Here is a 19,887-nt window from a genome sequence, read left to right on the forward strand (position 1 = left end):
TCACTCTTTGTCGGCCCTATCAAGTTCCTCCAGCAAATACCTTTGCTCAGCCGGCAGCTCTCGTTCTACAGGCAAATTTAGCAGGTTGCGAAGGTAATTGCGGACTACCTCTGAGGTGATCCACCGCCGCACAAGTTCGGCAATAGCCTTCTGTTTGGCTTTCTCGCTTTCAGCCATGTTCGGGCCTGCATGCTTAAGAGGACCGAACTGCACCGCGAGCGGATTTGTTCCTGCTAATCACGAACATCAAGCAGGACGGCGCGCCCGTCTTGCGGGGCCGCGATAAGCAAATTCCTGGAATGCTGGGCGGGAACGTTAGACGGATTAGCGAGGCGCGTGCTGGACAGCTACTCCCGGCCGTCGAAACACACGAACAGGCCAGTGGCGGAAGCTACCTCAAGGATAGCCTCAGTTAGCTCTTCGTCAGATGCCCGCAGATTAGGCGCAGTCACACGGACTCGTTCTATTGCAGCCTTGATCGATACAATGTCTCCGCGAGCCGCCCCGTTCAGGAGTGCAGCAATAGCCTGATATAGAATTGGACTGACAATTTGAACGACACTCATCCGACCATCCCCAAGGGACACGCCGAAGAGGCGACAGTACTCTCTCCCTGACCGACATCAACAGGATGTAAGAATCGTACAATGCTGGGCCGTAACCGTCAGGAATGTTGGTAGAAATTTCTGAGCGGGGGATCGGATAACTGGCTCGCGACGACCCCCATGCCCCCTTAGTTTCCCATCATACGCCAGCCTCAGGAAATCCTAGGGCCTCGCTTAATCCAGCGGTTCGGTGCCGTTTGTCGGCCGAGGTCCGCGTTGCACGGCTCGGGCCGCTGCTCGTGGCTGCGCTGCTGCGGCAGGAAGGTCTTGCCGCCAACCTCTCGCCAGCCTGCATGTCGGCGCCAAGAATATTCCGCGGGAGCGAAGGCGTGCGCGCAATCGCTCCGGTTGTTGGCTTTTGTTGACGCCATCCGCGACGCCGCGCTGGCCGGGTTGAAGGAGCACGATCGGCTGACGATGGCCAGAAAGCAGATGGAGCGGCGGCTGCGCGAGAGACGCGCGAATTCAAAGCTGCCCGACCTCGTCGAGCTGGTGCTGTCAAGACCGGTTGTCTCCACGGCTCTTATCCAGGAGCGACTAAAGATCTCGAAACAGGGCGCGCTCAATCTCGTGGGCGAACTCGGCCTGCGTGAGATGACGGGAAGGGAGCGGGCCTGGGGGATGTGATTTGCGGTGGTTGGAGTAAGGGCTGTCGAACCTTACGGACTTACCTAACTTGACGAACTTTCGAAGCGTCTTTCAGCGCAATCCGGCACAGACATCGAACTTGAGGCGGTGATCCGAGAGAGTCGCCGGCCGAATCGAGGCGTCGAGCTTTGATCTTCGTCAATACCAACGTCGTTTCCGAAACGTTGAAAAAACCCAGACGAGGCAGTCATTGCCGGGCTGATCCGATACGATGCCGAACTCGCGCTTCCAACCGTGACGATTGCCGAGATCGCCTTCGGCATCCAGAAGATAAGACCGGATCAACGTGCCGAACGGCTGGAGCAAGGGTTGGCCGACTGGCGCCGGCGTTTCGCAGACCGCATCTTCGGTCTGACAGAAGAAGCTGCGCTGGTTTATGGGAAATTGTGGGTGCTGCTGCTCGCCAGGGACGCGGCATGTCGGCACCCGATGGCATGATCGCGGCGATCGCTCGAGTAAACGGTGGCCGCCTCGCCACGCGCAATCTGACTGACTTCGAGACGGAAGGACTCGTTCTGACATCTCCATGGGAGTTCTGAGAGGTTTTCCTGTCGTCGCTTTTGCTCAAGCCCGATCTGCCAGTCACAGACGAGCTGAAAAGGCCGTCAAAGCGCAGGCGAGCGACATCAGGTTCGATTGCATGCCGTCAAATCCCCTCAAGATCACTCGAAGCGCCTCGGCAGCCTCGCCGTAAGGCTCCCGCAACCGACGCTGCCCTTTTTTTGAGAAACCAATTAGGCTCGCTGGGCTTGCGAGACACCGAAAGGGGCTGATCTGAAACAGATGCCGGACGTGAAACAATTGAGATTGCTCGGCGTTCTGGCAGCCGCAGCGATCGGTCTATATGTCTGCTATCTGCTTGCGTGGCCTTTTTTGCCGGCATTGACCTGGGCTCTCGTCCTGGCAGTCATTCTGTCTCCGGCTCATCGTTGGGTTGAGAGACGGGTCGGAAATCGAAACCTGGCAGCGCTGATATCGGTAAGCGTCGCGGCGATTGCCGTCGGGCTGCCGCTGGCACTCGTCGCACAACAGCTCGTTCGCGAGGCGGTAAACGGAGCGACTTATCTGGAGGAGGTCATCCGTGGTTGGGATGCAGACGGCTTCATGTCTGGCTATCCCACGCTTTCGGTCATTGCCCAATGGATCGAGAACCAATTCGATCCGGCCGGCTCCGTCGCAGCATTCGTACAATGGCTGACGGGACAAAGCACGTCGCTGTTGCGTGGCTCCATCTATCAGGTCGCGATGTTCGGGCTGACATTTTATCTTCTGTTCTATTTTCTGCGCGATCGCCAACATGCCCTGCAAGCCGTTGCGGGCCTTTCGCCCCTGCGCGCTCCGGAGACAGCATACATCTTGTCCCGCTTTGCGGAGACCGTCCATGCAACACTGCTCGGCACCGTGTTCGTCGCCGCCGTCCAGGGAACATTGGGTGGCCTGATGTTCTGGTGGCTCGGCCTGCCGACCCCAGTCTTTTGGGGCCTTGTCATGGGACTTCTTGCCATAGTGCCTGTGCTCGGGGCATTTGTGATCTGGGTGCCCGCAGCGGTCTATCTCGCGCTGGAGGGGGCTTGGGCCAGCGCGGCGATATTGACCGTCTGGGGCGGCGTCATTGTCGGCGGCATCGACAATCTGCTCTATCCGATGCTTGTCGGGAATCGGTTACGCCTCCACACGGTCGTGGCCTTTGTCGGCTCGGTCGGCGGCATTGTCTTGTTTGGGGCATCCGGCCTTGTCCTCGGCCCCGCGGTGATCGCCATCACCGTCAGCCTCATTGATGTTCTGAAGAACCGATTGACTGATCAGCCCGAGTCGGCGCCGCCGCGCCCTACCGAGCTACCGCATCAGCCCGTGACGGATTGACCACGAAGACAGGGCTGCTCATGAGTTCCGTGTTCTGACCGCACCGTACTCAAGATCAAGCGGGCGGAAGGGGCGGGCTGGCCTTCGAGCGGTAGCGAGAAACCTGAACAACTCTGGGCCAGACATTTCAATCAAGGCAAGCACATCAGCTCGGCTGCTGTATTGCGGCGAGCTTCCAGTCCCCGCTGTTCTGGCGCATGAAGGTCCACAGTTCGGTTGTCTCGGTCGGCTGATCGGCCTGGCCCTCAACGATTTTGTCGCTGATGCGATCGCGGGTCACGTCGCGAGACTCATAGCGCAAAGCAGCCGTCGCGTAGTCGCGGTCACCCTCCCGCCAACTTTCCGCAATATCGGCCTCCAATAGGTTGACGTCCGACACGTCGTTCCTGACGCCCTTTTTGGCATTGTCGGCAAGTTCCTCGGACAGATAGGACACCATCTCGGGCGTCGCCAACCGGCGCAAAGCAGCATGATCTTCGCGCCCGAATGCCTCCTGAACTTCCGTCAGCCGTTGCTGGAACGTGTCGAGGTCGGTTTGCGTTTGTGTGATCTCATCGGAAGCGTTGGCTTGGCTCGTTCCGCCAAATCCTGACCCGATGCCTGGAATGGGGAAAGCTGTAGCGTTGCTCGGCTCGGGCCCAGCTGCTGCGTTTCGCCCAAAGGTCCCGGTGCCCCGCGAGGCACCGGCCGTAGCGGGCGCTGGGTTGTATGCCGATTGCGAGCGGAAAAAGCGGATCACCAGCATGATCACGCCGCCGATCAGCAGTACTTGGAGCAAAAGGCCCAACATGCCGGCCAAGCCGCCGAACCCATGGCCCAGAAGAACGCCGATCAAACCGCCGAGGAGCAGCCCCCGCATCATCGATCCGCCGAGGCCGTTGAAGAAGCCTGGGCGCTGGAATGCCTGCGGCTGACGGGCCGCATTGTTCGTTGCCCCATTAGGCGTCATCGAGCGCTCGACCGGTGCGGCCGGTTGCGGCGCGACTCTGGTCGGCGGGACCGGCTGGAAAGTGCGCATGCCGCGACTGCCGAAGCTGCCGCCACGGCGAGCATCGGCGTGATCCACAGCGACCATGGAAAATGCCAGGAACAATCCGGCGAACAAAACTGCAAACCGTCCCCAACGCGAAATCAGCATAGGCAAATCCTCAAGTGACACTCTGTCCACCCATATGGGGTGCGTCGATCGAAATATCAGTGAATAGTCCGCTGAGATATTTTCCGACGGCATGGTCGGGCGCCCGCCGGGGTTCACGATGAGACTGTCCAGCCTGCCCAAGCGAGATGATTGCCTGTCCGATCATGCAGGCGCGCCGCACCCGGCCGACTGCCGTCTGTCGCATCAAGAGCAGCGGATTTGCAAGCGTCGGGTCACCGCCCTCCCGGCGACGAGGCCGACGGTTCTCCCGGCAATGACTTGAGCTTGACAGACAGCTTTTCTAGGTATTATCAACACACCTGCAAAACCTGCCATACAGGTTTGCCTTCTGAACTGGAGATCGCGTGAGCACGGTGGTAGCCGCAAAACATTCCGACGCAGTGAGCCTGGTCAGCAATACGATCGGCGAGATCACGCGCCACATCCGCACGCATGAACTCGGACCAGGCGACCGGCTGCCCAGCGAGGCCGCGCTTTCGAGGCAATTGAGCGTCTCGCGTACTGTGGTGCGCGAGGCCTTCAGCTCGCTCGCCGCGATGCGGCTTATCGACCTCAGGGCAGGGAGGCGGGCTACCGTCGCCGAGCTGGACTATGGCGCCATGTCGCTGGTGATCGAGCATGGTGTCCACACCGAGCAGATCACGGTGCAGCAAATCTACGACGTGCGCCGCACGATCGAGACCCGCACCGCCATGCTGGCGGCTTTGCGCAGAACCGCCGACGAAGTGGAAAGGATCAGGGCGCACGCGCTTGCCATGCGCGAGAATTTCCAGCGACCGGAACAGGTCATGGAGCACGATCTCGCCTTTCACCTCGAAATCGCCAAGGCGGCAAAGAATCCGGTTTTTAGCCTCATCGTAGGCGCGTTCGAGCGCGTATCGCGCCAGACCTGGCCGATCGGCTGGCGCAGCCGCCCTTCGGATGCCGAGCAGTTGGAGATGATCCAGATCCATATCGAGCTCGCCGACGCAATCGAGACCGGTGATCCCCAGTCTGCTCGCGACCTGATGGCGAGGCATTTTGACGAGAGCGTCAAGGCCCTGCTGGCGGCCGGCATCGCCTGAGGACGGGGGCGCAATGAAGATCGCGAAACTGGAAACGCTGCGGCTCAAGGAGCGGCCGAACCTTCTCTGGGTGCTGGTTCACACGGACGAAGACCTCGTGGGACTGGGCGAGACCTTCTTCATGGCCGAGACCGTCGAGACCTATTTGCACGAATATGTCGCGGCGCGCGTGATCGGTCGCGACCCCTTGCAGATCGACCTGCTCGCCGCCGATCTTGTCGGCTATCTCGGTTTCCGATCGACGGGCGCGGAAGTCAGGGGCAATTCCGCTTTCGACATCGCGCTTTGGGATCTGTTTGGAAAGGCCACGGGTCAGCCGATCGCACAGCTCCTCGGCGGGTTCACCAGGCACGAGATCAGGACCTACAACACCTGTGCCGGACCCGAATACATCAAGAAGGCCACGGGCCAGACGACGGCCAACTACGGGCTCGATAAGCCCGGCGACGCCTATGATGATCTGAACGGCTTCCTTCACCGCGCCGACGAACTGGCGCATTCGTTATTGGAGGAAGGCATCACGGCCATGAAGATCTGGCCGTTCGACATGGCCGCCGAGAAAACGCGCGGCCAGTATATATCGCAGCCCGATTTGAATTCCGCGCTGGCGCCATTCGAGAAAATCCGCAATGCGGTCGGCGACAAGATGGACATCATGGTTGAATTCCATTCAATGTGGCAGCTGCTGCCGGCCATCCAGATCGCTCGCGAGCTTGCCCCCTACAAGACCTTCTGGCACGAAGATCCGATCAGGATGGACAGCCTGTCCAGCCTGAAACGCTATGCCGAGGCTTCGCTGGCGCCGATATCGGCTTCGGAGACGCTCGGTTCCCGCTGGGCCTTCCGCGACCTTCTCGAAACTGGAGCGGCCGGTGTCATCATGCTCGATATCAGCTGGTGCGGCGGGCTCTCGGAGGCGCGCAAGATCGCTGCCATGGCTGAGGCATGGCACCTGCCGGTCGCGCCACACGACTGCACCGGTCCAGTGGTGCTCGGCGCATCGACCCACCTGTCGCTGAATGCGCCGAACGCGCTTGTCCAGGAGAGTGTCAGGGCCTTTTACAAGACCTGGTACCGCGACCTTGTGACCGCTTTGCCGCAGGTGAAGAACGGCATGATCACCGTGCCTCCCGGACCGGGCCTCGGCATGGAACTGAACCCGGAGATCGATCGCGCCTTCACGGCGCTTCGACGGGTGACTGACGCATCGACTCTCTGAAAATGAACCTGAAGCAGCTTTCTACGGAGGAGGAGAACCATGAAGAAGCTACTTATCTCGGCAGCCTTGGGAGCAGTACTGGCTGGAGGCTCGGCAATCGGCTCACGCGCACAGGAGCCGATGAACATCGTCTTCACGCATCATTCGTCGGCGTCGAACCCGTTCTGGCAGGCGGTGAAGAAGGGATTTGACGACGCCTGCGCCAAGATCCAGGCCAATTGCCAGATGGTCTTCACGCAGACCGAAGGCTCGATCGAGCAACAATCGGCCAACATGCAGGCGGCACTCGCGGCAAAACCGGACGCGCTGATCACCTCGATCGTCGACAACAATGCTTTCGACCAGATCATCGCCGACGCCCGCGCTGCCGGCGTCACGGTGATCGCGTCCAACGTCGACGACACCGAGGGTGCAGCCGGCAATGCCCGCCAGGCCTTCATCGGCCAGGGCTTCATTCCCGCCGGCTACGAACTCGGCAAGAAGATGTCCGAGTTTTTCCCCAAGGAAGGCAAGATCAGGGCGCTCGTCGGCGTCTCCGCGCCCGGTCAGAACTGGTCGGAACAGCGCGCTGCTGGTGTCATGAAGTTCCTTGAGGAATACAAGGCCGCGAATGGCGGACGCGAAGTAGTCATCGAACGGCTCGACACCGGCACAGATGGCGCCGTCGTCGCCGATCGTGTTGGCGCCTATCTGTCTGCCCACCCGGACACCACGGTGTATTTCGACACCGGCCTTTGGCATGCCTACGTGGCCCAAGTGCTGATCGATCGCGCCATCGAACCGGGCAAGGTGCTGATGGGCGGCTTCGATATCGTCTCGGAAGTCCTGCAACAGATGGAAGCGGGTTATATCCAGGTCCAGGTCGACCAGCAGCCCTACATGCAGGGGTTCATGCCGGTGATGGAATCCTATCTCGCCAAGAACGTCGGTTTGCTGCCCGCAGACATCGACACCGGCAAGGGCATCATCGTCAAGGAAGACGTGCCGAAGCTCAAGGAACTGGCCGCAAAAGGCGTGCGGTAGGCGGCGAAGCCGGCGTCGTCTCCTCCGTTCTTTACGGGAGGGGGGCAAGGGTGGGGGGCAGGCCGCGTGGCCTTTGGGCGTCTTAGCTCCACCCTTCATCCTGCCACCGCATCTCCCCGTCAAGGGCGGTAGAAGACAGACTGCCGCCATCCCCTTGCCGATGCGGCAAGCCAGCGCAAACAATCCCAAGCCGGAGCGAATGATGAAGCGCTTGATGAAGATTTATCTAGAGAAGCCGGAGCTTGCCGCGGTCGTGTTCCTGCTCCTCCTCCTTCTCGTCTTTCAGATACGCTCGAACGGCGTATTTCTGAACACACAGAACGTGCGTGGAATGCTTGGGCTGCTGCCTGAAATGGGGCTGGTCGCGATCGGCGTGACCCTGCTGATGATATGCGGCGAGTTTGATCTTTCCGTGGGCTCGGTCTTTGCGCTGACCCCGATGACGATGGCGGTGATGCTGGCGGCCGGCGTGCCGTTCGCGCCGGCCTTTGCCGCCGGCCTCGTGATCGCCGCCCTAATCGGCTTCTTCAACGGGTTCATAACGATTCGTTTCGCGATACCAAGCTTCATCACCACGCTTGGCATGCTGTTCATTGCGCGTTCGCTGACGGTGGTAATCTCCGGTGGCTTCCCTCCTGTCATCCCGGCCAACGCTCTGCCCAAATGGCTGTTTACGATCTACGTGGGGCCGGGCGACCTCTTTCGCATGTCGTTCTTCTGGTTCGTCGCCGTGGCAATCCTGGCGACGGTGCTTCTGTCGCGCACGAATTTCGGCAACTGGGTGCGCGCCACCGGCGGCTTTCTGCCTGCCGCGCAATCGATGGGCATCCCGACGGCCCGGGTGAAGGTCGCCTGCTTCATGATATGTTCTGTGCTCGCCGGCTTTGCCGGCACCATTCAGGTGATGCGGCTCGGCGCGCCGCTGCCCTCGATCGGCGAGGGGCTGGAGTTGCAAGCCGTGTCGGCTGCCGTCATCGGTGGCGCCTCGCTGGCTGGCGGCATCGGCACTATCTTCGGCGGCATCATAGGGGCTGCCCTTATCCGCGTCATCGACAACGGACTGGTGCTGAGCCAGGTTGACGCCAACTGGTTCAAGATGGCAATCGGCTTCCTGACTATCTTCGCGGTCGTCGTGAATGCCTGGCTGCGAAAGCGGGGCAGGGCAATGAAGGTGGAGACCTGATCATGGCGGCACCCATCATCGCGATCAAGGGACTCCAGAAATGGTATTCCGGCGTCCACGCCTTGAAGAACGTTACACTGGACATCTACCCAGACGAGGCACTGGGCCTCGTCGGCGACAACGGCGCCGGCAAATCGACGTTGATCAACATCCTGTCAGGCACCCAAAAGCCCGATGGCGGCGAGATCAGGATCGAAGGTGAACCGGTCCGATTCTCTAACCCGCGCGACGCCATGGATCGCGGCATCGAGACGATCTACCAGTACAATTCGATGGTGCCGACCATGACCATCGCCCGCAACGTTTTCATCGGACGCGAGCCGGTGAAGGGCTCGGTTTTCGGCATCGGCATCCTGGACCAGAAGCGCATGCGTGATGAAAGTGTCAAGGCGATCGCCGACGTCGATCTGCATCTGAGGTCGCCGGACGCGCTGGTCGGCGAACTGTCGGGCGGCCAGCGCCAAGGCGTGGCGATCGCCCGGGCCATGCACTTCAAGTCGAAAGTCATGATACTCGACGAGCCGACCAATCATCTCTCGGTAAAGGAGACCCGAAAGGTGATCGGCTTCGTTCGCGCCCTCAAGGCCCAGAACATCACCAGCGTCTTCATCAGCCACAACATGCATCATGTTTTCGAATGCTGCGACCGGGTCGTGGCCATGGCGCGTGGCGAGATCGTTCTCGACAAGCGGATCGGCGAGACTTCGATCGAGGAAATCCACGAGGTTCTGTGACGTGGAGAAGCGATCGCTCGCGAGCCGCTCTGCTGGTAGAGGTCAGTCTTCGCTACGGCTTTTGCACAAGGATCGCCTCAGCGGTTTTCTCGTCGGTGATCAGCACATCGACGACTCCCAGACGCAACACGGCGCGCAGCACCGGAACCTTGTCGAGGCCGCCGGAGGGCAGGATCACAGTGTCGACGTCGCGCAGATGTTCGGGCGCGAGGCCGATTACGCGACTGTTTAGCGGGTGATCGACGAGTTGTCCGTCGGCGCCGATCCAGTGGCCGCAAATATCGCCGACGGCTCCCGCTTCGCGGAGCGATTTGAGATCATCGCCGCCTACCAGTCCGATCCGAAAGATGGTGGCGTCCTTGTGCACCGCGCCCACCGAAACGAAAGCGGCGTCAACGTCGCGGGCATGGGTGAAGGCGTCTTCCAGAATGGACTGGCGCATAAGCAGATCGCGCGTGGCCTCCGTGTCCGTGAACACCGGTGCTGCGATGTAGAAGCATTCCGCATCGAAAAGCGCCGCGAGCCGCGAAGCGATCTCATAGATGTTGATCGCCGATCCGCGCGTGAGCCCACCAAGCAAGGAAACGACCGACATTCCTTTGACCGGGCGTACGGTCACTGACCGCAGACTAAGCTGGAGCGTCCGTCCCCATCCCACGCCCACCGATATCCCGTCGCGGATTCTGAGCGACAGGGCCTCACCGGCGGCGGCTGCGATGACCTGTGGCACCAGCGCGGGATCGGGTGGTGTCGGAACCACGATTGGATCCGAAACACCATAGGCGTCCCGCAGCCGGTGCTCCAGCTCGATGCAGTTCGCCACCTTCGAATTGATGCGAATCTGAACGATCCCCCGCTGGCGCGCATGCGCCAGCATCCGGTTGACGCGAAGGCGGGTCAGGCCAAGAGACTTGGCAATTTGCGCCTGCGTGAGGTCACCGACGTAAGCAAGCCAGGCGGCGCGCACGAGCAGCCCTTCCTCACGATCAGCCGTGACCGAACTCGTTACAGCTTGGCGGCCGTCGCGTTTCTTTCGTGCGGGTTTCTCCATCAGATAATCCTGTCCACTCCGCGGCAGCGGGTCCAGAGCGGGCTCGGCCGAGCCATGTGCTCATCGATATGAGGCATCAATCGAGTTCCCCGGCTCCGCTAGCCTCGATGATAGCGGTCGAAGGACAAAACCAGCGGAGCATCGTGACAAACCGCGTCGATGATGGCGGTCGTCAGCGGCAGGCGATCATGGGGAAGTACACCCCGGGCCATCATATTCTTCAAAGTCGGACCAAGGTCCAGCGCCAGTTGCGCTCCCTCGACCGTGTCCGAACTCATATGTTCGCGCTTCGCCACGGAATAGGGCAGGCCGCGGCCAAGCAGACGCCCCATGCGACCGTTACGGCCCGCCTGGCAGGTCACATAAAGATCGCCGGAGCCTGCCAGCCCCAGCACTGTTTCGATTTTTCCGCCCAGAGCATCGACCAGAATCGCCATCTCCGCGAGGGACTGCGAGAAAAGTGACGAGGCAAGATTGTGCATGAGCGCACCATTGGGCGCCTTGCCGTCGCGCTCCAGCAGTCCGACGGGAGCCCCAACGGCGAGTGTGTAGAAATTCTTGAAAGCAGCGCAGATCTCGACGCCGACGAGATCGGATGACGATCGCGCGTGATAGAAGGGCGCGCGCAGAAGGCGGGAGGCCCCGGCCACCTGGTCGGGATCGTGTCCGGCAACGATCACAGACGTATCGCGCTGTGCCGCCAGTTCGCCGGCAATGCACGGTCCGCCGACCGCCATCACCGGGACTGACAAGCCGGTGCGTTGCTCGATCTCGCGGGCAAGCAGATGTGGCAGGACGTCGATGCCTTCGTCGCTTGCTGCAAGTCCTTTCGTAATCATCAGTATCGGCACGGGCGACTTGATGCTTTCGGCAATGCGCTCGATCGCCCATGGAATGCCGGCCGACGAGACGCCGAGTACAAGCAGATGGGGTCCATCGTTCATCGCTGCCCCGAATTCGGTCCAGGACCTGGCGGCCACCACATCAGGCAGTGTGGTGTTGAGGCGCGGATGACGACCGGTGCTGGCCACCGAGTCGACGATCTCCTCGTCGAGATGGGTGCCGACAAGAGTGATGCGGTTACCCGCGTGAGCGGCCGGAAGCGTCATGGCAGAGCCCATGACGCCGGCGCCGAGGATAACGACCTGGGCCATTCAACTTCTTCCCTTGTCCAGTCGCTCGCCGCTGCCTTGGTCGAACAGGTGGATTCGCTCAGGCGCCGGTTCCAGATGGATTACAGCTCCAGGAGAGAACTCCATGCGGTCATGCAGCACCGAGCAGATCGCGGTGTTGCCCATGCTGGCAAAGATGTGGATTTCGGGGCCGGTCGGCTCGACAACCGTAATCCTGGCCGGGATGCCGCGCCCGTCGGCCACGGGTCGAAGATGTTCGGGGCGAATGCCGTAGATCACCTTTTGGCCGGGCCGGACCGCAGCCCCTGGCGGCAGCGGGAGGGATAGCTCGGCGGTCCGCACCACCCAGGCATCGCGCTCGGAAGCCACCTCGCCATGGAACATGTTCATTGCGGGCGAGCCGATGAAAGAAGCGACGAACAGGTTTGCCGGGTGATCGTAGACATCGAGGGGACGCCCGATCTGCTCGATATGGCCGTCGCGCATTATGACGATGACATCGGCCATGGTCATGGCCTCGATCTGGTCATGCGTGACATAGACGGTGGTGGTCTTCAGCCGCTGGTGGAGTTCCTTGATTTCGGTGCGCATCTGCACGCGCAGTTTGGCATCGAGGTTGGACAGCGGCTCGTCGAACAGGAACACAGTTGGGTCCCGCACGATGGCGCGGCCCATGGCGACACGCTGCCGCTGGCCGCCCGAAAGCTGGCGAGGGTACCGTTCCAGATAGGGAGTCAGGTTGAGGATCGATGCCGCCCACCCGACCTTCTGTTTGATTTCTTCGTTGGGGCGCTTCTTCAACTGCATGGAAAAGGCCATGTTGTCGAAGACGGTCATGTGCGCATAAAGCGCGTAATTCTGGAAGACCATCGCGATGTTGCGGTCTTTGGGATGAAGCGTGTTGACGACCCTGTCGCCTATGGCGATCTCACCGGACGTGATGGGCTCGAGACCGGCTATCATGCGCAACAACGTGGACTTGCCGCAGCCGGACGGCCCCAACAGAACGACGAACTGGCCATCCTCGATCGAGAGATCGAGTCCATCGATAATCGAGAGGGCGCCATAGTCCTTCTTTATGTTGCTGATGCTGACAGACGCCATAAATTGCTACCCTTCGATTGCCCTTGCCGGTTGGATCTCATTTTCACCATGCGAGCCATTGGCGATCGGATACGCTCTCACCATTCGCTGTCCAGAAACTCTTCCAGGACTCCTGCATCGGCGGCCAGATTGACAAAGGACCAGCGGCCGCGGATTTCTCGCGAATAGCGAATGGCATTGTGCCAAAGCGCGCGCGGAAGGCCTAGTTCCGCGCCGGTGGCCGGCCCCCCCGCAGCCTTCAGGGCTGCCTCCATGCGGGCAACCGGCATTGCCATTGGCCGAACCTCCTCGCGCAGGGCCGGCCAGATTTCCGCGAGTTTCCGGTTGAAGATTTCCGTCTGGCTGGCGTCAAGTGCTGTCTTGCTCATCTCGGCAATGCAAAGTGGTCCAAGCTGCGCTCCATAGCGGGCCAGCATCGCCGCCTCGTCGATGACGGTTGGCTTTGCCTGCGGCGGCTCTTCCATGTCCAGCAGCCGCGCTTGCAGACGCGCCATGACCAGCGAGGCAACCCCGACCTGCTGGCCGTGCGTGGTGCCTGGATGATGTGCTTGCGCGAACATGTCGACCCAATGGGAGATCTGGTGCTCCCCCATGGACCCGGGATGGGAAACGCCGGCAAAGCACACGCCCATCGAGCACAGCGTCAGGACGCGCTGGAGATGCCCGACGGCGGTGATGTCGTGCCTGGCAAGGCCAGGCGCATGGGCCAGCATCGGTTCCTCATCGCCCGCCTGAAGCAGATAAGGCACCTCGGAATAGTAAGTGCCGAACAGCCGATGCGAAGCCCACCAGTCGATCTGGGCGGTGGAGCGGCAGAGGCTGTCGCCAAGCCCGGCGGCGCTGAGCCAACTGGGTGCTGCAGCCGACACGCCAAGGTCCAGGAAGATGCCTCGCGGAGCATGCGAGGGCAGCGAGATCTTGAGCCCTGAAGCCAACGTCACCGACGCTGTCGAGGCGCCATAGCCATTCATCGAGGCCGCCGTGCCGAAGACGGCATAAGGCCGCTGGTCGAGGAAGGTTGCATGCTTGCAGCTGTCGTTGAGGACGCCGGACCCGACGGCCACGACGCCTTCGGCGTGACGCGTCTTCTCCCTGACCATCTGGATCGTTGCCTCATCGCAGTCGAGGCCGTCAGGCAGCACGATTTCGTCGATTTCGGCGATGGCACGCAGCGCCTTCGCGACGCGCCTGCCCATCACATCGACGGTGTTGATGTCGGAGACCACGGCGATACGGCTGCCTAGCGCCAAGGGCGCAACGAGATCCCCTTCGCGGCCCTCCGTCGTCTCCAGCAATTCGATTGTCTGGAACGGCAGGACCGCGGCTGCGCCTGTCTTGGGATCTGTCCAGCGTCCTGCGACGACGTCCTCGATCAAGGCGTTCCAGTTGCTCGCTTCAGCCATGATCGGTCTCCATGAAGGCCGCGAGACGCTGGTTCCAGGTTGAAAGCGTTGGCCAAAGATCGGCATGGATCGCAAGAAGTTCGGCGTAGAGCGCGGCCCGTTTCGCGTCCGGTTCGAAGGTTCTGGCCGGCTCGCTGGCCATTGCGAGCGACGCTTCGGCTATGGTGGAAAACCAGCCCACGCCCTTTGCCGCCGCCATCGCCGCGCCAAGCGAGGAGGCTTCGACGGTCGTCGAACGCTTTATGGGATGATCGAGCGCATCCGCCAGAATCTGCATCCACAGGTCGGACTTCGCCCCTCCGCCGATGGCTATGAATTGGCCGATGGTCTGGGCGGCCGCTGCGGCGGCCCGCTGACTTGTCGCGGCCTGATGCAGCGCTATACCTTCCAGCACGGCACGATAGATGTCGCCGCGGCTGCTCGAGCCGGACAGCCCGGCAATCACACCACGGGCCGTACTGTCCCAGTGCGGGTCCATGACGCCCTGCCAGTAGGGAAGAAGCATTATGCCGCCTGCGCCGATCGGGCTGGCAGCGGCTTCGGCCTCGAGCGCTGCCAGGCCGCTTGCGCCATGCAGATCGACGCCAAGCATTTCGCGCGCCATCCAGTCGACGAGAAAAGTGCCGGCGCGAAGGCACGTCTCGTAGATATAGCCATCATCGGCGACCGCTGACTCGGTGCGGAAGGCCTGGTCATGGACGTAGTCCGTGCCAAAGCTGCCGGAGACGACCGCCGTGCCGAGATTGATGTAAGCGCATCGTGGCTGCAACACGCCAGCGCCCGTTCCGGCACATTGACCGTCGCCGCCGCCGGCGACGATCGGCGTGCCCTCCCGCAGGCCCGTCAGTATGGCGGCTTCCGAAGTCAGTTGGCCCAGAACGCTGCCGGGCCTCGCCAGGTCCGGCATCATTCCCCGCGCCACGCCCGCGGCGTCCAGTATTTCGTTCGACCAGTCCATAGCTCGCATATCGAGTATGCCCATCGGGTCGGCGGATGCGGTGGATGTCACCCACCGGCCGCTCAAACGAAAAACCAGATAGCCATGGACTTCGGCCATTCGCTCCACGCGGGCAAAAATCTCGGGCTCTTCCTCGCGAAACCAAATCATGCGGTAAAGGCAAGGAATGACGTCCAGGGGCTTGCCCGATATTGCGTGGACGCGTGCCGCGCCGAAACTCTCGCCGAAGCGCCGTGCTTTCCCACGGGCGCGCTCATCGAGCCAGAGCGTCGCCGGCCCGACCGCCTGGCCCCGCTCGTCGAAAAGGCCGAAGCTCTCGCGCTGGTTAGCAATCGCAAGGGCGGCAATGCGTGCCGGCGAAACTGTTGCCGCGACAGCACGAAGCGCCGTCACCGTCGAGGCCCACCACGCGGCCGGATCCTGCTCGAAATAGCCCGGCCGCGGGTTGGACATTGCAAGCGGTGCACGACCTTCAGCCACGGCCAGCCCATTGCGGTCCCAGGCGATCGCCTTGGTTGCCGAGGTCGAGGAATCGATGCCGATGACGAGATCCGGAACCATTGCCGCCACATTGCCAAAGGGCGAGGGCGGTGGAAGCCGCCTTCGCCCAAATCACCGACGAGTCGCTAAAGACCGGCGTCCTTGACTTTGCCGTCGACAATGCCGGCGATGGCATCGAGGCACGCCTTGGCATTGCCGCCATAGTCTTGGCCCGTAAGCAATTTGCCGAGCTCAACCGGAATGTCGTTGTTCGACAGATCCGCCCAGATCGGCATGTCCGGCTCCGATCCCATCTGGTTGTCGATCGTGTATTTGATCGCGTCGAAGTGGCGTGTCGTTCCAGGCCCGACGACGGCCTTCGCCTTCACGCGAGGATCGGTGAAGGAAGAATTGCGCATCGGCGAGGCGCCGCCGCCGAGCGTCGATACCCGCGCCATCACATCCTTCGAGCAGACCCACTGCATGAACAGCCATGCCGCTTCCTTGTTCTTGGAATATTGCGACAGCGAAATCGTCGAGCCGCCCTGGTGACCAACGGCCGGGATTTCGTTGAAGCCGCAATCGGCGGCGGCGCGACGACCGGGAACCTCCTTGGGCGCGGGCAGGGCCTCGAACAGGCCTTTGACCTTGGAATCGTTGGCGTCGAAGCCGGGGAAATCTTCGCCCCAGGTGATTGCCATCGCCGCCTGCCCCTGTGTCAGTGCCTGTCCCTGCCCGTCCCAGGTCCATGTCGTCGCCGAGGGCGGCGAGTTCTTGACCAGCTCCTGATAGAATTGCAGCCCGGCCACGCCGCGCTCGTCATTGCCGACAAACTTCTTGTCTTTGTTGAAGATCGACCCGCCATGGCCCCACAAGGCGAAGGTCCAGTCGCATTCCAGCGAATAATGGCCGGACTTCGCCTGGCACGCGGTGCCGAAGATGCCGTTGCTTTTTTCTGCCTCAGTGAGCGCCTGCACGGCCTTGAGGTAAGCGTCGAGGTCTGTCGGCAGCGCAATGTTGTGTTTGTCGAAAAGATCCTTGCGGTACATCAGGATGAAGATCGGAATATCGAAGGGGATTCCGCACTGCTTGCCGTTGTACATGGCGATGCCGTCGACCAGCGGCTTAGAAAAATCGTCCCAGTCGAAGTTGGGCATCGCCAGTTCTTTGTTCTGGTCATAATACTCGCGCGGATCGACGACATCCTGCGCAAATGTCGCCATCCAGGACTGGTCGAGATAGTAGACGTCGTAGGTGCCAAGCTGGCCCTGCACATCTTGCGTAGCCTTGGCGAGAACCTGCTCCAGCGGCACGATCTCGACTTCCACCTCAATGCCGGTGGCCTTGGTGAATTCACCCGCGACAAGCTGGTTGGCGACGATCGTTGGCGGCGTAGCTTCCGAAGTGTAGCGGATTTTGGTGCCGGCATACGGTTTGCCGACATCGGCCAGCCACTTCAACATATCGGCGTCCTGGGCGCGGGCTTCTTCAACCCCGAGGCCCAGGATCCCGCGATTGGTGCGGCCGCCACCTAGCATGGCTGATCCGAAGGCAGAAAAGCCGACACCGGCGAGCGCCATCTTCCTCATGAAGTCGCGTTTGGTTATCCGGCGCGCCGTGAAGTCGTTGCAGGTATCGGCGACGAATGTCTTCTTGTCGTATTCTCTGAAGCTCATGATCGTTCCTCCGTTGCGTTTTTGTCGTCGTTCTTCTCGCCTGCGCCTCACTCCTTCAGGGACCCGAGGGTGAGGCCGCGGACCAGATGCCGTTGAACCAGCAGGATAAAGATGAAGCTGGGTATGATCGCGGACGTGCCGAGCGCTGTGATGTAGCCCCACTCGGTTGCGGTCGAGGTGACAAAGGTCGAGATCTTCACCGGCACGGTACGGATCGACGTTGTCAGGAACAGTGAGAGCAGGAACTCGGTCCACGAAAAGATGAAACACAGCACAGCCGTCGCAGCGATGCCGCCCTTGACCATGGGAAGGACCACGCGCCGGAACGTCTGCCAGCGCGTTGCGCCGTCGATCAGCGCCGCCTCATCGACCTCGCGCGGGACGTCGTCGAAGAACGACTTCAAAAGCAAAACCGCCAGCGGCAGATTGATCAGACTGTGAACGAGGATGAGCCCCGTATAGGTATCGCGCAAGCCGAGATCGCGGAACATGAAAACGATCGGAATGACGATCGCGATTGGCGGCATGAAGCGCTGCGAGAGAATCCAGAACAGGAAGGACTGCTGGCCGCTGAACTGCATTCGCGACAGGCAGTAGGCGGCCAAAGTTGCGAGCAGCAGTGTCAGCGCCGTCGATCCGACGGCTATGATGGCACTGTCGAGCAACGACTGGCGGGAATCATAGGAACTCGCGCCCCCCTTGATGACCCCGGCCGCTTCGCCGCCCTGTTCCATGCCGATGTCGACGCGCGAGACGCCAAGCAACGTCACGCGGTAGTTGTCCGGTGTCGGCGTGAAACCGGTATAAACCGGTCCGCTGCGATCGAAGATCGCCGAATAGGGTTTGATGGACGACAGGGCCCACCACGCGATCGGGAACATGAAGAACGCCACCACCAGGACGGCGAGCACGTCACGGGCGATCGTTTGGGCGCGCGACGACTCCATCAGAACCTCACCTTGAACAGCCTGACGAAGATGTTCGACACGACGATCAAGACGACGAGCACAATCAGCGACAGGGTCGCGGCATAGGGGAAGTCTCCCGTGAAGTAGATTCGACCAGCGTAGAATGAAAGCGTCTCGGTGGCCGTGCCTGGCCCGCCAGCGGTGATGATGTAAACGTAGTCGTAGATGCGAAAGAGGTCGACGCCGCGGATCAGCACCGCGACCGCTATCACCTTGCGCAGCATCGGCAATGTGAGCCGCCAGAACGTCTGGATGCCGGTGGCGCCGTCGATCGCCGCGGCTTCGAACGGTTCCTTCGGCAGCGCCCTAAGCCCTGCCAGGATGATAAGCACCATGAACGGCGTCCATTGCCATATGTCTGCCAGCAGGATCGCCGCCAATGCGGTTCCGGGCTGCGTGAGGATCGGCTGTGCCGGCGAGATCAGGTCGAGGGCATAGAGGTAGAACGACAGGACACCGAAAGAGCCGTCCTGCATCAGCAGGAACATCATTCCGGTTACCGCAGGCGGCACCACCAGCGGCAGTGTCATCAGCGCCCGCAGCACGCCGTAACCTTTGCGATCGGTGTCAAGCAGAAGCGCGATGAGGATGCCGAGCGCAAGCTGAACCGCAAGCGCGACGAAGGTGTAGATCAGCGTGGTTTCCAGCGAATGCCACATGCGCGCATCCGAGAAGGCACGCGTCCATTGGTGGAGCCCGGCGAAGTCAAGTTGCCGGGAGACGACATTGCGTTTGTGAAACGACAGCCAGACTGAATAGGCGAGGGGGTAGATGCCGAAAACGAGAAGCATCACCGTGATCGGCGCGAGCCAGGGGAAAGGATGCTCGGCCGTCATGAACCGGGGCAGGGCCCATCTGGGCGTTTCGCGGGTCACGGTCAGCGTGCTCACGCGCAAATCTCCGCTCGGTCACAGAGACGCATCGGCCTTCTCCCTATCGGCCAGATTGTGCCAACTTGAACTTTTGTAAGTTTGTTGTGTCTTTTGTTAAGAACGTGTCGGACGGTCGCCGATTTGTCAAGTGTCGGTTCCCTCAGCACTCAAGGGATTTGCTCGTGGTCCCAGAGGATGCCGTCATCGCCGGGTATGGAGTTATTTTTGGAGGGAACGTCGCCGGTAAATGCCGTGTGTCAGCATCAAAAGCGCTTAGGGCTGCCGCCAACTCTGGCAGCCCAAGGAAAGCTACAGAACGCGTCGAGGAGATCGGGAGGATACCCCGGGCTTTTGGAACTCCCTCCGGGCTCACCCACCATTGTCGTTATTTATCAATAACAGCGGTTATTTGTTCCCTCGGTTAACCACGTCCAAGATGGCGAACCTGCACGCATTGCTTTGATTTGATTGACCAGTGGTGGCCTACTGACAATCCAAATCGGCGGGTGAGGAGATGGTGCTCCACTACCTCGTCGAGGTTTCGCAAAATAGCAGCGTTTGGTTGCGCCTAGCCTACTCCGATAACATAGCGAGCGCTTGCTGCAGAGATCGCACCAGATCACCGGCCGCAGATGCTAAGGCCAGGAGGGGAGGGATAAGGTCGGCCCGTTGCGCGGAGGTCGTCGGATGGCTTGGTTGCGTCATGAGACGAAATTTGCATCTTGTGCGGCGAGCGTCGCGATC

Annotated in this window: 17 protein-coding genes and 1 pseudogene; 8 read left to right on the forward strand and 10 right to left on the reverse strand. The window is 61.1% G+C overall.

What is annotated here, in order from left to right; translation table 11 throughout:
- Complete coding sequence (locus tag NKJ72_RS17635; RefSeq protein ID WP_352478607.1) at positions 1-177, reverse strand: hypothetical protein; 177 nt, start codon at positions 175-177, stop codon at positions 1-3.
- Positions 178-956: 779 nt separating this feature from the next.
- Here NKJ72_RS17635 and NKJ72_RS17640 point away from each other — a divergent pair.
- The 3 genes and pseudogenes from NKJ72_RS17640 (at position 957) to NKJ72_RS17650 (ending at position 3,116) form a co-directional block, all read left to right on the forward strand.
- Positions 957-1,232, forward strand: a complete 276-nt coding sequence (locus NKJ72_RS17640; RefSeq protein WP_352478609.1) for a helix-turn-helix domain-containing protein — start codon at positions 957-959, stop codon at positions 1,230-1,232.
- Between the two features lie 149 nt (positions 1,233-1,381).
- Positions 1,382-1,792 (forward strand): annotated as a pseudogene (locus tag NKJ72_RS17645) (PIN domain-containing protein).
- Positions 1,793-2,036: 244 nt separating this feature from the next.
- Positions 2,037-3,116 carry an AI-2E family transporter gene (locus tag NKJ72_RS17650; protein WP_352478611.1) on the forward strand — a complete coding sequence of 360 codons (1,080 nt, stop codon included), beginning with the start codon at positions 2,037-2,039 and terminating at the stop codon, positions 3,114-3,116.
- 145 nt (positions 3,117-3,261) lie between these two features.
- Here NKJ72_RS17650 and NKJ72_RS17655 read toward each other — a convergent pair whose 3' ends face one another.
- Entirely contained in the window at positions 3,262-4,251 is a 990-nt protein-coding gene (locus tag NKJ72_RS17655; RefSeq protein ID WP_352478763.1) for a Tim44 domain-containing protein, read from the reverse strand.
- A 368-nt stretch (positions 4,252-4,619) separates the two neighbouring features.
- On the opposite strand from NKJ72_RS17655, the gene NKJ72_RS17660 reads away from it, so the two are divergent.
- From NKJ72_RS17660 to NKJ72_RS17680, 5 genes are all read left to right on the forward strand, one after another.
- Positions 4,620-5,339 carry a FadR/GntR family transcriptional regulator gene (locus tag NKJ72_RS17660; protein ID WP_502901855.1) on the forward strand — a complete coding sequence of 240 codons (720 nt, stop codon included), beginning with the start codon at positions 4,620-4,622 and terminating at the stop codon, positions 5,337-5,339.
- Positions 5,340-5,352: 13 nt separating this feature from the next.
- A complete protein-coding gene (locus NKJ72_RS17665; protein WP_352478613.1) occupies positions 5,353-6,558 on the forward strand; it encodes a mandelate racemase/muconate lactonizing enzyme family protein in 1,206 nt (401 codons plus the stop codon).
- Positions 6,559-6,597: 39 nt separating this feature from the next.
- Positions 6,598-7,581, forward strand: coding sequence for a sugar ABC transporter substrate-binding protein (locus NKJ72_RS17670; RefSeq protein WP_352478615.1), 984 nt, complete (start codon positions 6,598-6,600; stop codon positions 7,579-7,581).
- A 202-nt stretch (positions 7,582-7,783) separates the two neighbouring features.
- Entirely contained in the window at positions 7,784-8,764 is a 981-nt protein-coding gene (locus tag NKJ72_RS17675) for an ABC transporter permease (RefSeq protein ID WP_352478617.1), read from the forward strand.
- A gap of 2 nt (positions 8,765-8,766) precedes the next feature.
- The gene (locus tag NKJ72_RS17680; RefSeq protein WP_254819755.1) at positions 8,767-9,498 is read left to right on the forward strand and encodes an ATP-binding cassette domain-containing protein; all 732 of its coding nucleotides are present in this window, start codon (positions 8,767-8,769) and stop codon (positions 9,496-9,498) included.
- Positions 9,499-9,550: 52 nt separating this feature from the next.
- Here the strand turns inward: NKJ72_RS17680 and NKJ72_RS17685 are convergent, their stop codons facing one another.
- The 8 genes from NKJ72_RS17685 to NKJ72_RS17720 form a co-directional block, all read right to left on the reverse strand.
- Positions 9,551-10,549 (reverse strand): sugar-binding transcriptional regulator, encoded by a 999-nt coding sequence (locus NKJ72_RS17685; protein ID WP_352478619.1) that lies wholly within the window; start codon positions 10,547-10,549, stop codon positions 9,551-9,553.
- Between the two features lie 98 nt (positions 10,550-10,647).
- Entirely contained in the window at positions 10,648-11,703 is a 1,056-nt protein-coding gene (locus tag NKJ72_RS17690; RefSeq protein ID WP_352478621.1) for a hypothetical protein, read from the reverse strand.
- On the reverse strand, positions 11,704-12,786 hold the full coding sequence (locus NKJ72_RS17695; protein ID WP_352478623.1) for an ABC transporter ATP-binding protein: 1,083 nt from the start codon (positions 12,784-12,786) through the stop codon (positions 11,704-11,706).
- A gap of 77 nt (positions 12,787-12,863) precedes the next feature.
- Positions 12,864-14,189, reverse strand: a complete 1,326-nt coding sequence (locus NKJ72_RS17700) for an iron-containing alcohol dehydrogenase (RefSeq protein WP_352478625.1) — start codon at positions 14,187-14,189, stop codon at positions 12,864-12,866.
- Complete coding sequence (locus NKJ72_RS17705) at positions 14,182-15,708, reverse strand: FGGY-family carbohydrate kinase (protein ID WP_352478627.1); 1,527 nt, start codon at positions 15,706-15,708, stop codon at positions 14,182-14,184. The genes NKJ72_RS17700 and NKJ72_RS17705 overlap by 8 nt, the downstream gene beginning before the upstream one ends.
- A gap of 65 nt (positions 15,709-15,773) precedes the next feature.
- Positions 15,774-17,303 (reverse strand): ABC transporter substrate-binding protein, encoded by a 1,530-nt coding sequence (locus tag NKJ72_RS17710; protein WP_352478629.1) that lies wholly within the window; start codon positions 17,301-17,303, stop codon positions 15,774-15,776.
- A gap of 47 nt (positions 17,304-17,350) precedes the next feature.
- A complete protein-coding gene (locus NKJ72_RS17715; protein ID WP_352478631.1) occupies positions 17,351-18,250 on the reverse strand; it encodes a carbohydrate ABC transporter permease in 900 nt (299 codons plus the stop codon).
- On the reverse strand, positions 18,250-19,161 hold the full coding sequence (locus NKJ72_RS17720) for a carbohydrate ABC transporter permease (protein ID WP_352478633.1): 912 nt from the start codon (positions 19,159-19,161) through the stop codon (positions 18,250-18,252). Before NKJ72_RS17720 ends, NKJ72_RS17715 begins: the two co-directional genes overlap by 1 nt.
- Between the last annotated feature and the right edge of the window lie 726 nt (positions 19,162-19,887).

Origin of the sequence: Mesorhizobium sp. M0045 (genome assembly GCF_040323385.1) — a bacterium.
Classification (GTDB): domain Bacteria; phylum Pseudomonadota; class Alphaproteobacteria; order Rhizobiales; family Rhizobiaceae; genus Mesorhizobium.

What these genes read in the sequence shown, in the direction of transcription:
- NKJ72_RS17635 (WP_352478607.1), bottom strand. Translation starts at nt 177, where the DNA reads ATGGCTGAAAGCGAGAAAGCCAAACAGAAGGCTATTGCCGAACTTGTG.
- NKJ72_RS17650 (WP_352478611.1), top strand. Translation starts at nt 2,037, where the DNA reads ATGCCGGACGTGAAACAATTGAGATTGCTCGGCGTTCTGGCAGCCGCA.
- NKJ72_RS17665 (WP_352478613.1), top strand. Translation starts at nt 5,353, where the DNA reads ATGAAGATCGCGAAACTGGAAACGCTGCGGCTCAAGGAGCGGCCGAAC.
- NKJ72_RS17670 (WP_352478615.1), top strand. Translation starts at nt 6,598, where the DNA reads ATGAAGAAGCTACTTATCTCGGCAGCCTTGGGAGCAGTACTGGCTGGA.
- NKJ72_RS17675 (WP_352478617.1), top strand. Translation starts at nt 7,784, where the DNA reads ATGAAGCGCTTGATGAAGATTTATCTAGAGAAGCCGGAGCTTGCCGCG.
- NKJ72_RS17680 (WP_254819755.1), top strand. Translation starts at nt 8,767, where the DNA reads ATGGCGGCACCCATCATCGCGATCAAGGGACTCCAGAAATGGTATTCC.
- NKJ72_RS17685 (WP_352478619.1), bottom strand. Translation starts at nt 10,549, where the DNA reads ATGGAGAAACCCGCACGAAAGAAACGCGACGGCCGCCAAGCTGTAACG.
- NKJ72_RS17690 (WP_352478621.1), bottom strand. Translation starts at nt 11,703, where the DNA reads ATGGCCCAGGTCGTTATCCTCGGCGCCGGCGTCATGGGCTCTGCCATG.
- NKJ72_RS17695 (WP_352478623.1), bottom strand. Translation starts at nt 12,786, where the DNA reads ATGGCGTCTGTCAGCATCAGCAACATAAAGAAGGACTATGGCGCCCTC.
- NKJ72_RS17700 (WP_352478625.1), bottom strand. Translation starts at nt 14,189, where the DNA reads ATGGCTGAAGCGAGCAACTGGAACGCCTTGATCGAGGACGTCGTCGCA.
- NKJ72_RS17705 (WP_352478627.1), bottom strand. Translation starts at nt 15,708, where the DNA reads ATGGTTCCGGATCTCGTCATCGGCATCGATTCCTCGACCTCGGCAACC.
- NKJ72_RS17710 (WP_352478629.1), bottom strand. Translation starts at nt 17,303, where the DNA reads ATGAGCTTCAGAGAATACGACAAGAAGACATTCGTCGCCGATACCTGC.
- NKJ72_RS17715 (WP_352478631.1), bottom strand. Translation starts at nt 18,250, where the DNA reads ATGGAGTCGTCGCGCGCCCAAACGATCGCCCGTGACGTGCTCGCCGTC.